The organism is Micromonospora sp. NPDC047620 (genome assembly GCF_043205005.1).
GTDB lineage: Bacteria > Actinomycetota > Actinomycetes > Mycobacteriales > Micromonosporaceae > Micromonospora.
The window spans coordinates 292,114-304,155 of record NZ_JBIDDG010000005.1; the positions used below are offsets into that span (position 1 = coordinate 292,114).

Annotated in this window: 9 protein-coding genes; 3 read left to right on the plus strand and 6 right to left on the minus strand. The window is 74.4% G+C overall.

The genetic code is table 11. The features are described 5' to 3' along the window. On the minus strand, nucleotides 1–1,323 hold a 1,323-nt coding region (locus ACGF5C_RS08500), incomplete at its 3' end, for a HAMP domain-containing protein (RefSeq protein ID WP_393298311.1). 326 nt (nucleotides 1,324–1,649) lie between these two features. Here ACGF5C_RS08500 and ACGF5C_RS08505 point away from each other — a divergent pair. Further along, nucleotides 1,650–3,734 carry a SpoIIE family protein phosphatase gene (locus ACGF5C_RS08505; RefSeq protein WP_393298314.1) on the plus strand — a complete coding sequence of 695 codons (2,085 nt, stop codon included), beginning with the start codon at nucleotides 1,650–1,652 and terminating at the stop codon, nucleotides 3,732–3,734. A 69-nt stretch (nucleotides 3,735–3,803) separates the two neighbouring features. Here the strand turns inward: ACGF5C_RS08505 and ACGF5C_RS08510 are convergent, their stop codons facing one another. Next, complete coding sequence (locus ACGF5C_RS08510; RefSeq protein ID WP_393298317.1) at nucleotides 3,804–5,153, minus strand: FAD-binding oxidoreductase; 1,350 nt, start codon at nucleotides 5,151–5,153, stop codon at nucleotides 3,804–3,806. Between the two features lie 90 nt (nucleotides 5,154–5,243). Here ACGF5C_RS08510 and ACGF5C_RS08515 point away from each other — a divergent pair, with 90 nt between their 5' ends. Then, entirely contained in the window at nucleotides 5,244–7,340 is a 2,097-nt protein-coding gene (locus ACGF5C_RS08515; protein WP_393298320.1) for a S9 family peptidase, read from the plus strand. A 62-nt stretch (nucleotides 7,341–7,402) separates the two neighbouring features. On the opposite strand, the gene ACGF5C_RS08520 is transcribed toward ACGF5C_RS08515, so the two are convergent. After that, the gene (locus ACGF5C_RS08520) at nucleotides 7,403–8,344 is read right to left on the minus strand and encodes a threonine/serine dehydratase (protein ID WP_393298323.1); all 942 of its coding nucleotides are present in this window, start codon (nucleotides 8,342–8,344) and stop codon (nucleotides 7,403–7,405) included. A gap of 102 nt (nucleotides 8,345–8,446) precedes the next feature. On the opposite strand from ACGF5C_RS08520, the gene ACGF5C_RS08525 reads away from it, so the two are divergent. After that, on the plus strand, nucleotides 8,447–8,632 hold the full coding sequence (locus tag ACGF5C_RS08525) for a hypothetical protein (RefSeq protein ID WP_393298326.1): 186 nt from the start codon (nucleotides 8,447–8,449) through the stop codon (nucleotides 8,630–8,632). An 82-nt stretch (nucleotides 8,633–8,714) separates the two neighbouring features. Here ACGF5C_RS08525 and ACGF5C_RS08530 read toward each other — a convergent pair whose 3' ends face one another. From ACGF5C_RS08530 to ACGF5C_RS08540, 3 genes are all read right to left on the minus strand, one after another. After that, entirely contained in the window at nucleotides 8,715–10,835 is a 2,121-nt protein-coding gene (locus ACGF5C_RS08530; protein WP_393298329.1) for a bifunctional polysaccharide deacetylase/glycosyltransferase family 2 protein, read from the minus strand. A 2-nt stretch (nucleotides 10,836–10,837) separates the two neighbouring features. After that, nucleotides 10,838–11,260 (minus strand): hypothetical protein, encoded by a 423-nt coding sequence (locus ACGF5C_RS08535; RefSeq protein ID WP_393298332.1) that lies wholly within the window; start codon nucleotides 11,258–11,260, stop codon nucleotides 10,838–10,840. Nucleotides 11,261–11,469: 209 nt separating this feature from the next. Then, the gene (locus ACGF5C_RS08540) at nucleotides 11,470–12,042 is read right to left on the minus strand and encodes a TIGR03086 family metal-binding protein (RefSeq protein WP_393298335.1); all 573 of its coding nucleotides are present in this window, start codon (nucleotides 12,040–12,042) and stop codon (nucleotides 11,470–11,472) included.

A 12,042-nucleotide genomic window follows, 5' to 3' on the forward strand; every position in this document is an offset into this window, starting at 1 on the left:
CACCTCGTCGGCGAACGACGACAGCTGGTCCACCATCGTGTTGACGGTGTTCTTCAGCTCCAGGATCTCGCCCTGCGCGTCGACCGTGATCTTCTGGGACAGGTCGCCCTTCGCGACGGCGGTGGAGACCTGGGAGATGTTGCGGACCTGGCTGGTCAGGTTGCCGGCGAGCTGGTTGACGTTCTCGGTCAGGTCCCGCCAGGTGCCGGAGACGCCGCGCACCTGGGCCTGGCCGCCCAGCTTGCCCTCGATGCCAACCTCCCGCGCGACCCGGGTCACCTCGTCGGCGAACGACGACAGCTGGTCCACCATCGTGTTGACGGTGTCCTTGAGCTCCAGGATCTCGCCCTGCGCCGCCACGGTGATCTTCTGCGACAGGTCGCCCCGCGCCACCGCCGTGGAGACCTGGGCGATGTTGCGCACCTGCGACGTCAGGTTCGACGCCATCGAGTTGACGCTGTCGGTGAGGTCCTTCCAGGTGCCCGCCACGTTCGGCACGTCGGCCTGGCCGCCCAGCTTGCCCTCGGTGCCCACCTCGCGGGCCACCCGGGTCACCTGCTCGGCGAAAAGCCGCAGGGTGTCGGTCAGGTAGTTCATCGTGTCGGCCAGCTCGGCGACCTCGCCACGCGCCCCGACCGTGATCTTCTGTGACAGGTCGCCCTTGGCCACCGCGGTCGCCACCTGGGAGATCGACCGCACCTGGCCGGTCAGGTTCGACGCCATGGTGTTCACCGAGTCGGTGAGGTCCTTCCAGGTGCCGGCGACGCCGCGCACGTCGGCCTGGCCGCCCAGTTTGCCCTCGGTGCCCACCTCGCGGGCCACCCGGGTCACCTCGTCCGCGAACGACGAGAGCTGGTCGACCATCGTGTTCACGGTGCGCCCGATACGCAGGTACTCCCCGCGCAGCGGCCGGCCGTCGATCTCCAACGCCATGTGCTGGGACAGGTCGCCCTCGGCGACCGCCACGATGACCCGGGCGATCTCGGTGGTGGGCCGGCCGAGGTCGTCGATCAACGAGTTGACGGCCCGCTGGCCCTCCGCCCAGGAGCCGTCCAGCCCCTCGTCGTCCAGCCGCTCGGTGAGCCGGCCGTCCCGGCCGACGATCCGGCTGATCCGCCGCAGGTCGAGGTACTGCCGCTCCTGGAGCGAGACGACCTCGTTGAAGGCGTCCGCGACCTCGCCGGCCCGGCCCGCCCGTCGGGGCAGCCGGACCTTGAGGTCGCCGCGGCCGACCCGCCGCAGCGCCTCGGTCAGTTCGAGGAGGAGCGCCTCGTGGTCGGGCGCGGATGGATCCGCGGTCGCCGACTGTTTCGCCGTGGTCATCATTCCTCGCTCAGCTCGGGGCCACCGACTCCTGCGACGCAGGCCATCCCATCATTGTGCCCGCGACGCCGCCCCCGCCACGTCTGCGCGACCGCTCGCCACGCGCGACAACCGTCCCGTCCGCCCCGTTCCGTCCCGCCTGCGCGGCCGATCGCCACCCGCGACGGCCGTCCCGTTCCGCCCTTTCTGCGCGACCGATCGCTACCCGCGGCAACCATCCCGTTCCGCCCGTCCCGCCGCCGGCCGCCACGCCGGCCCGACGCCCTCCGCTCCGCTCGTCCGGCACCGGCTTGGCAGCCGAGCGGACGGCGGTGGAGGATACGGAGGTGTCAGCGGAGACGGGGCCCGCGGAGACCAGGGGCCGAGACGAGCACGTCCGGCGCGTCCGGCTCCCCGCCGACCGGCGTACGCCCGCGGCGGCGCGGGCGCTGGTGCGGTCGGTGCTCACCGAGGCACACCTGGACGAACTGGTCAACGAGGCGCTGCTGCTGACCACGGAACTCTCCACCAACGCGGTGGAGCACGCCCGCACCGAACTGGACATCGAGGTCGTCGCCGACCCGGACGGGCTCACCGTCACCGTCTCCGACTTCGCGGCCGGCCCGGTGGACGAGCTGACCGTAGGGGTCCGCAACGACACCACGGACATCGACGAGGTCTCCGAGCGCGGCAGGGGCCTGCTGCTGGTCGACCACTTCGCCAGCCGCTGGGGCACCACCTACCTGCCGACCGGAAAGGGCGTCTGGTTCCGGCTGGACCGGCCCGACCCGGCCGGCGACGGGGAGACCCACGCCGGGCGGGGGACGGCGCCGAGCGCCGCGTCCGCCGGGGGCGGCGCCGCGACGGCGGAGAGCTCCGCGCCGAGCGCGGGAGCGATGAGCGAGTTGATGCAGACCACCCCCGACCCGTACGCCGAGGACCCGCTGCCCGACTTCGCGACCGGCCTGCTCACCCGGGTCGCCGAGATGGTCGGCGCGGCCGGCGGGATGGTCCGGCTGGACCGGGGGGACGGACAGGGCGCACAGGTACTGGCCCGGTACGGCCGCCAGCCCCGGCCGGGCAACGAGCTGCTCCGGGTGCCGCTGGCGGTGCACCGGCCGTACAGCGGGGAGCTGGAGCTGGACGCGGCGCCGTCGGCGTACGCCCGGCCGCTGGCGGTGCTGATGGCCGAGCGGCTCTCGCTGCACCTGGAGAACGACCGGCTGCGCCGGGCGGACGTCCGCCGCCAGGCCTGGCTGACCTTCCTCGCGGAGGCCAGCGAGCTGCTCGCCCAGTCTCTGGACGTCGAGCTGACGATGGCGCTCGTCCCGCAGCTCGTGGTGCCCCGGCTCGGGCAGTGGTGCGCGGTGCACACCACCGACGAGTGGGGCCGGCTGCGCCTCGCGGCGGCCAGCCACGCCGACGAGTCGGTGCTGCCCCACCTGCACAAGGTGCTCCAGGAGACCGGCCCGGAGTCGGTCCAGGCGCGGCTGCGGGAGGCGTCCCGCAACGGCACGCAGATGCCGCTCGGCGCACCGATGGAGGGCTTCGCGGTGCCGCTGATCGCCCGGGGGCAGCGCCTCGGCACCCTGGCCGTCGGCCGGCACCAGCGGCACCGGCACGACCCGGACGAGGTCGCCGTGCTGGAGGACGTGGCGCGGCGGGCGGCGCTGGCGATCGAGAACGCCCGGATCCACGCCGAGCGCCGCCGCGTCGCGCAGACCCTCCAGCAGTCGCTGCTGCCGCCGGTGCTGCCCGTGGTCGAGGGCATCGGCTTCGCCGCCGAGTACGTCCCGACCGGCGACGACGCCGACGTCGGCGGCGACTTCTACGACGTGGTGCCGCTGCCGGACGGGCGCTGGCTGGTGGTGGTCGGCGACGTCTCGGGCAAGGGGGTGCAGGCCGCCACGGTGACCGGCCTGGTCCGCGACGTCATCCGGGTGCTGGTCGGCGACGGCAAGCCGCTGCCGGAGGCCCTGGCCCGGGTCAACGAGACGCTGGTCGAGCGGGGTGGCGGGCGGTACTGCACGCTGGCCCTCGCGGCTGTCGGGCCGGGCGACGGCACGCAGCTCGACGTGTCGTTGCACCTCGCCGGCCACGACCGGCCGGTGCTGCTGCGCTCCGGTGGCGGGGCCGCCTTCGTCGGCGCCGGCGGAACGGCGCTCGGGCTGCTCGACTCGATCACCTCGCCGACGGCGGAGATCCCGCTCGACCCGGGCGACTCGCTGGTCTTCTACACCGACGGGGTCACGGAACGGCGGCGCGGCCGGGAGCTGTTCGGCACCGACCGGCTGCGCGACGCCGCCGCCCCGCTCGCCGGCTACTCGGCCGACGTGGTGGCCGCCCGGCTCCGTTCGACCGCGCTCGGCTTCTCGGCCGAGGCGCCCCGCGACGACATCGCCATCCTGGTGCTGCGCAACGACGCCGCGTGACGAGGCGGGCTCGTCAGAGACCGCGTGACGAGGCGGGCTCGTCAGAGACCGCGTGACGAGGCGGGCTCGTCAGAGACCGCCGGGGAGGCGGCCCGGGGCGAGGCGGTGGTGGGGGTCGAGGTGCTCCTTGGCCGCACGCAGCCGGGGCAGCCCGGCCAGCTCGCCCCACAGGTCGACGGCCCGCCGGACGGCCGGCGGCGCAGAGAGCACCACGCACCTCCCCCGCCGGGCGAGGAGCACCCCGCGGACGGCGGCCAGGATCGAGGCCACCCGGTCGGGAGCCATGGCGCCGGGCAGGGCCGCGTGCACCACGCCCAGGCCCGCGGAGCCGCGCACCGGGACGGGAGCGCCGGCGGCGTCGCGCAGCGCGTAGACGGCGGCGTGCAGGTCGGCGATCGGCACCTCGATCCGCAGTGCCGTGTCGCCCGGGCCGAACGGGTAGCGGCGCCACCACTCCGGCGCCGAGTGGCTGACCCCGGACCTGCCGCCGAGGAGCGTGACCAGGCGGTCGGCCCGCTCGGCGACGTCGGCGGGGCCGCCCTCCAACAGCACCGCGAGCCGGCCGGCACCGGCCGGGCCGAGCGCGGCGCGCCCCGCCATGGACGGGTGTCGCGCCATCGACTCGGCCCGGCCGTCCTGGCGCGGCCGGGGTCCCGCGCCGGCCGGCAGGTCCAGCTCGACCGCGGCCGGGTCGAGGCGCGCGGCGAGCACCACACGGACGAGGTCGTGCACCTCCAGCGGGGTCCAGACCGGCCGGGTGACCCAGATCCGGCCGGCCGGCACGGCCTGTACCCGCAGGGTCGCGGAGACCAGCACGCCGAGCGCCCCCTGCGAGCCGCAGAGCAGCCGGGCCAGCTCCAGCCCGTCGACGCCGCCGCCGGCGTTGACCAGCTCGCCGTCGGCGTCGAGGTAGCGCACGCCGAGGAGCTGGTCGCACGGGCTGCCGTGGCGGTGCCGCAGCGGGCCCGCCTCGCCGGCGGCGAGCACGCCGCCGAGGGTCGCGCCGGGCGAGGGGGCGTCGACCGCGAGCCGCTGCCCGGTGCGTTCGAGCGCGGCCTGCACCGCCCGCAGCGGGGTGCCCGCGCCGACCTCTGCGGTGGGCGCGCCGGTCGGCTGGTGCCCGATCCCGGCGAGCCGGCCGGTGTCGAGCATGATGTCGACCCGGTCGGGGGCGGCGCCCCAGTCGATCTTCGTGCCGGCGCCGCGCGGCACGACGGTCAGGTCGTGCCGGGCCGCCAGCCGCAGCACCTCGGCGGCGGCGTGCGGACCGCCGGGCACGGCCACCCAGCGGGCCGGGCGACCGGCCACCTCGTCGGCCGGGCCGGCGAGGCGGGCGAACGGCGGGCCGCAGATCTCCGTCAACCGCCGGGTGATGTCGAGGGCTCCGGGTCGGTCGGTGGAACTCGCTGCTGCCGCCATGCCGGTCATCGTACACATGTTCGAAAGATGTGGCGGCGGGTCGACCGACGACGCCACCCGGAGGGCGACCCGCGCCGGTAACGTGACGCCGTGACCACCGAGACCCCCGTGCCCACGGCGAAGCGGGTGCCCAGCGAGCGCACCCACCACGGCGACACCGTCACCGACGAGTACGCGTGGCTGGCCAGCAAGGACGATCCGGCGACGATCGCCTACCTGACCACCGAAAACGCTTACACGGAGGCCCGGACGGCGCATCTCGACGGGTTGCGCGCCGACCTGTTCGAGGAGACCCGCCGGCGCACCCAGGAGACCGACCTGTCGGTGCCCAGCCGCAAGGGCGGCTACTGGTACTACACCCGCACGGTCGAGGGGCAGCAGTACGGCATGCAGTGCCGCCGGGCCGTCCGGGAGGGCGAGACCGACCCGCCGGCCAGCGCGGACGGCGCGCCGCTGGAGGGCGAGGAGGTGCTGCTCGACGGCAACCTGCTCGCCGAGGGGCACGACTTCTTCGCGCTCGGCGCGTTCGACGTCAGCCCCGACGGGCGGTGGCTCGCATACTCGACGGACTTCTCCGGCGACGAGCGGTTCACGCTGCGGGTCAAGGACCTCTCCACCGGCGAGCTGCTGCCCGACGAGGTGCCCGACACCTTCTACGGCACCGCCTGGTCCGCCGACGCCTCCGTGCTGTTCTACGTGACCGTGGACGACGCGTGGCGGCCCAACCGGGTCTGGCGGCACACCCTGGGCACCCCGTCGAGCAAGGACGTGGTGGTCCACCAGGAGGACGACGAGCGCTTCTGGGTCGGCGTCGAGCTGACCCGCTCCGAGAAGTTCGTCCTCGTCGACATCCACAGCAAGATCACCAGTGAGGTGCTGGTGATCCCGGCCGGCAACCCGACCGGCGCGCCCGCGTCCGTGGCGCCCCGGCGGCAGGGCGTGGAATACACGGTCGAGCACCACGGCCACCGCTTCCTGATCCTGCACAACGACGGCGCCGAGGACTTCGCGCTGGCGTACACCTCGGCGGACGCACCCGGCGACTGGGTGCCGCTGATCGAGCACTCGCCCGGCACCCGGCTGGAGGCGGTGGACGCCTTCGCCGACCACCTGGTCGTCTCGCTGCGCAGCAACGGGCTGACCGGGCTGCGGGTGCTGCCGATCGGCGGCGGCGACGCCTTCGACATCGACTTCCCGGAGCCGCTCTACAGCGTCGGCCTGGACAGCAACCCGGAATACCAGACCAGGCAGATCCGGCTGCGCTACACCTCGCTGGTCACCCCCGACTCGGTCTACGACTACGACCTGGTCACCCGGCAGATGGTGCTGCGCCGGCAGAAGCCGGTGAAGCCCGGGCCGGACGGGCGGGCGTACGACCCGGCCGACTACGAGCAGCACCGCGACTGGGCGCTCGCCGACGACGGGACGCGGGTGCCGATCTCGCTGGTCTGCCGGGCCGGCACGCCGAAGGACGGCTCCGCCCCCTGCGTCATCTACGGCTACGGCTCGTACGAGGCGAGCATGGACCCGTGGTTCTCCATCGCCCGGCTGTCCCTGCTGGACCGGGGCGTCATCTTCGCCGTGGCGCACATCCGCGGCGGCGGCGAACTGGGCCGCCGCTGGTACGACCAGGGCAAGCTGCTGGCCAAGAAGAACACGTTCACCGACTTCGTCGCCTGCGCCCGGCACCTGGTCAAGGCCGGCTGGACGGCGGGCGACCGGCTCGTCGCCCGGGGCGCCTCGGCCGGCGGGCTGCTGATGGGCGCGGTGGCCAACCTCGCCCCGGACGCGTTCGCCGGGATCGTCGCGCAGGTGCCCTTCGTGGACGCGCTCACCTCGATCCTGGACCCGTCGCTGCCGCTGACCGTCACCGAGTGGGAGGAGTGGGGCAACCCCCTCGACGACCCGGAGGTGTACGCGTACATGAAGTCCTACACCCCGTACGAGAACGTGCGGGCGGTGGACTACCCGGCGATCCTGGCGGTGACCAGCCTCAACGACACCCGCGTGCTCTACCACGAGCCGGCGAAGTGGATCGCCCGGCTGCGGGCGGTCGCCCCGCAGGGCGACTACCTGCTCAAGACCGAGATGGGTGCCGGCCACGGCGGGCCGAGCGGTCGCTACGACGCATGGCGCGAGGAGGCGTTCATCAACGCCTGGATCCTCGACCGCCTCGGCCGCGCCTGAGGTGTGAGGAGGGGCCCCTCGTCAACGGATTCCGCTTGCCGAGGGGCCCCTTCCGCACACTCTTAGCACAGGACGCTTGCCAGCACCGCCGAGTCGACGTTGCCGCCGGTGACCACGGCGACCGTCGGACCGGCGGGCAGCTCATCGCGGCGGAACAGGCGGGCGGCGACCGCCACCGCCGCGCTCGGCTCGACCACCAGGCGGGCATCGCGGACCAGCCGCCCCATTGCCGCCGCGATCTCCTCTTCGGCCACGGTGATGATGCCGTCGAGGTGTTTCCGCAGGTGGCTGAGGGTCAGGTCGGAGGGGGGAAGCCGCAACCCGTCGGCCATGGTGCGGTAGGTCAACTCCTCACCCCAGACCATCACCGAACCCTCCGCGAGCGAGTCGCGCGCGTCGGCGGCCAGTTCCGGCTCCACCCCGATCACGGCTGTGGACGGGCGGAGGGCCTTCACCGCCGTAGCGATGCCGGACGAGAGACCGCCCCCGCCGACCGGCACCAGCACCGCGTCGACGTCGGGCAGGTCCTCGATGATCTCCAGGCCGATCGTGCCCTGCCCGGCGATGATCCGCAGGTCGTCGAAGGGCGGCACCAGCACTGCGCCAGTCTCCTCGGCGATCCGTTCCGCCTCGGGTATCCGGCGCGGCGGCGGCACCAGCACCACCTGCGGACCGAGCGCGCGGATCCGCTCGACCTTCACCGCCGGCGCCCCCTCCGGCACCACCACGGTGCACGCCACTCCGGCGGCCCTCGCGGCGTATGCCAGCGCCAGGCCGTGGTTACCGGAGGAGTGGGTGAGTACGCCACGGGCCCGCTGCTCGGGCGTGAGCCGGGCGACGGCGTGGGTCGCCCCGCGCAGTTTGAACGACCCCACCGGTTGCAGGCTCTCCGGCTTCAGCCACAGCTCCGCGTCCCATCCGCTCCGCATCAAGGGGGTACGCAGCACCGTGCCCGCGATGTCGACGGCGGCGGACCGGATGTCGGCGATCGAGACCATCTCCACGGCCCCATCCTGCCCGCCCCGTGACCCACCCGCCGCCCCGCGTGATCGACAGATGGGCCGAGTCCCGGTCACCTAGACTGCCGAGGTGATCGGGGCAGCACGGTGAGCACGGCCGACGACAACGCGCCGGCCCCGCGCGTACCCCGGTCGACCCTGCTGGCGGCTGCGCGCGACCGGCGGGTCTGGCTGATCCTCGCGGTGGTCGCCGCCACGCTGCTGGTCTGCTGCTGCTCGGCCGTGCTCGGGGTGGTCCTCTCCTGGTCCGGCGGCCTGTTCGACCCACGTTGAGGAGATCTTGGTGCGGAGTGGCCCCCACAGGGGCCGTTCCGCACCAAGATCGGCTCGGCGGGACGCCGCGTGTCGGGGTGGGTCAGCGGGGGGTGGGGAGCAGGGCGGCGGCCTCGCCGGTGCGTACCATCCGCTGCCAGCGCAGCCGGTTGCCGATCAGCGCGGTGACCACCGACTGCACCACCACCAGGTACATCACCTGCCGGTAGATCAACTGCTGGAACGGCAGGCTCCACAGCGGCCCGAAGCGTTCCCGGTCCAGCCGCAGCGCGTACGCGGCGGTGGCCGCCTGGAGCAGCAGCAGCCCCGCCCAGGCCAGCACGAGCGTCGACCAGGGCAGGAAGATCAGGCCGTAGACGGCGTAGACGTCCACCGCCGGGGCGGCCAGCGGCAGCACGATCTGGAACACGGTCAGGTACGGCAGGCCGCGCCGGCCCAGCTTGCCGCCGGCGCCCCGCTCGCGCAGCGCGTGCCGGTGCTTCCACATCGCCTGCATGGTGCCGTAGCACCAGCGGTAGCGCTGCCGCCAGAGCTGCCGCAGCGACGAGGGCGCCTCGGTCCAGGCGATGGCCGCCTCCTCGTAGACCACCCGCCAGCCGGCCCGCAGCACCTTCATGGTGAGGTCGGTGTCCTCCGCGAGGGTGTCCGCGGGCACCCCGCCGACGGCGAACAGCACCTCGCGGCGGAACGCCCCGATCGCGCCGGGGATGGTCGGCATGCACTCCAGCACGTCGTACATCCGGCGGTCGAGGTTGAAGCCGATCACGTACTCCAGGTGCTGCCAGCGGCCGAGCAGCCGGCGCCGGTTGGCGACCTTGGTGTTGCCGGAGATCGCGCCCACCGTCGGGTCGGCGAAGCCCTGCACCAGCCGGCGCACGGTGTCCGGCTGGAAGACGGTGTCGCCGTCGACCAGCACCAGCAGGTCGGCGCGGGCGGCCCGGATGCCGGTGTTCAGCGCCGCCGGCTTGCCGGCGTTGGCCTGCCGGATGACCCGCACCCCGCGCAGCCTGAGCCGCTCGACGATCCCGGCGGTGTCGTCGCTGGACCCGTCGTCCACGACGATCACCTCCAGCGCCGGGTAGTCGCTGGCGACCAGCGACCGGACGGTCGCGGCGATGTTCGCGGCCTCGTTGTACGCGGGCACGATCACCGACACCGGCGCGGTGATCGCCGGCCGCGCCCGCCCCGGTCGGCGGACCCGCCGCACGTGCACCTGGGCGCAGATCACCTGCACGACCAGCCGGGCCACGCCCAGCACCAGCGCGAGCCCGAGCAGCAGGTCCATCGCCCCGGCCAGCCAGCCGGCGCCGGCCTGGGTCCACCGGAGGACGTGGCCGCCGAGCCGGCTGCCCCCGCTCGCCGGCACCATGGAGGCCGGCGCGTCGATCCCCTCCGAGACCGTGGTGAACCGGTAGCCCTGCTCGGTCAGCGCGGGCAACAGCCGGTCGAGGGCGGCCACCGTCTGGGCCCGGTCGCCGCCGCCGTCGTGCATCAGCACCACCGCGCCGCCTCCCCGCTCCGGGGTGGCGGCCTCGACGATGGCCGGCACGCCGGGCCGCTGCCAGTCCTTGGTGTCCCGGTCGGCGAGCACGGTGACGTGCCCGGTGCCGGCGGCGGCGCGCAGCGCGGCGTACTCGGGGGCGGTCAGCGCCGACGGGTGCGACGAGAACGGCGGCCGGAGCAGGGTGACCTCGCGGCCGGCCGCCCCGGCGATCGCCTTGCGGGTCAGCGAGAGTTCCAGGTCGCGCCGCCAGTCCGGGGCGGAGCCGAGGTCGGCGTGGGTGAAGCTGTGCGAGCCCAGCTCGTGCCCCTCGGCGAGGATCCGACGGACCAGCTCGGGGTGCTCGTTGACCCGGGCGCCGACCACGAAGAAGGTGGCGCGCGCGCCGTGCCGGCGCAGCGCGTCGAGCACCTGCGGCGTCCACCGCGGGTCCGGCCCGTCGTCGAAGGTCAGCGCGATCGTCCGGTCGGGCATGACGCGGCTGACCGGCCGATCCTGGTCGAGCCGCAGCACCGGCCCGCCGGCGGCGACCTCCTTCGGCACCGCCGGCCCGGCGGACGTGTCGGCCCGCGCCCCGCCGGAGCCGCCGGCCAGCCCGGTCACCAGGCCGTCGACGGTGAGCGCCGCGAGCAGCAGCGCCAGCCCGAGCAGGAGCAGGATCCAGTGTGCCCGCGGGTCACGGCGGGCGATGTGCCGTGCCACCGCTAGCTCGGCTTGCCCGGGGACCGGCTGGGCTTGGCGGTGCGCCGCTCGTCGCCCTGGCCCGGCTGCTCGGACCGCGTCGGCCGGGCGGTGGGAGCGCCGGTGGCCGGGGTGGTGCCGTCGCCGGCCGTGAGGGTGGGCGCCGGGGCCGAGGTGCTGGTCACGGGCGACGGACGGGGGCCGGTCGGCGACGCGCCGCCCAGCTCGTCGCGGCCGTCCACCTCGGCTTCGAGCGGTGCCGCCGGGCGGCTGTCCGACCAGCCGGGCAGCGACACCGACGAGTCCATGAAGAGGCCGGCGGCGATCAGGCCGAGGCTGGTGAGCAGGCCCAGACCCATCGCGGTGCCGGCGATCACCGTGAGCCGGCGGCGACGCCCGGTCCGGTCGACGAACACCGGCGGCGCTCCGCCCGGCTGGTTGTGCATCTACTGAACTCCCGTTGCCACGCGCGACAGGCCTTCCGGCCCAGGCCAGGGCCCGTCCGGCCGGGCCTCCAGAGCAAACAGCGCTTACGTCGCCGCCAGCGTTACACAGCTCAGGTTCTCCACAGTTTCTCCACCACCGCACACCGAGGAGCAGCAGGCCGGGCGGTAGGGAGGCCCGTGCGGCGGCGAGCCGCGCGGGCCGGTGAGGCTCAGGCGGTCGAGGGCCAGCCGGGGTCGCGGCCGGTGTGGCAGAGCAGCCGGTCGAACTCCGGCAGGTCGGCGGCGGTCGACACCGGTTCGGCGAAGACGCCCATCTTCCGGGCCTGCGGCCCGAGCTGCCCTACCAGCTCGTGCAGCGCGGCCGTCGCCTCCGGGGCGGGCCGGTACGGCTGGCCGGTGGCGACGGCGAGGTCCCAGCCGTGCACCGTGAGGTCCAGCAGCACCATGCCGCCGACCGTGGTCTGCGGCAGGCCCATTCCCGGCGAGACGCCTTCCAGGGTGGACGGGTCGGACCAGGCGTCGACCAGCCGCCGCGTCTCGGCCTCGAACCGCTCGCGCCAACCGTCCGTGAGGCGGTCGGGCTTGTCCGCCCACTCGACGGGGCGCTTCGCCGCGAGGGCCTGGAAGTTAACCACCACCTGGAACAGGTGGTCGAGCAGGTCGCGCACCGCGTACTCGCGGCAGGGCGTTGGCAGGTCGAGCTGGTCGTCGGCGATGCCACGCACCACCGCCACGGTCGGCGGCGCGGCCACCGCCAGCAGGTCACTAGTCTGGGTTGCCAT

Coding starts and splice junctions, on each gene's coding strand:
- ACGF5C_RS08510 (WP_393298317.1), bottom strand. CDS start 5,153: ATGGCGGCAGCAGCGAGTTCCACCGACCGACCCGGAGCCCTCGACATC.
- ACGF5C_RS08535 (WP_393298332.1), bottom strand. CDS start 11,260: ATGCACAACCAGCCGGGCGGAGCGCCGCCGGTGTTCGTCGACCGGACC.
- ACGF5C_RS08540 (WP_393298335.1), bottom strand. CDS start 12,042: ATGGCAACCCAGACTAGTGACCTGCTGGCGGTGGCCGCGCCGCCGACC.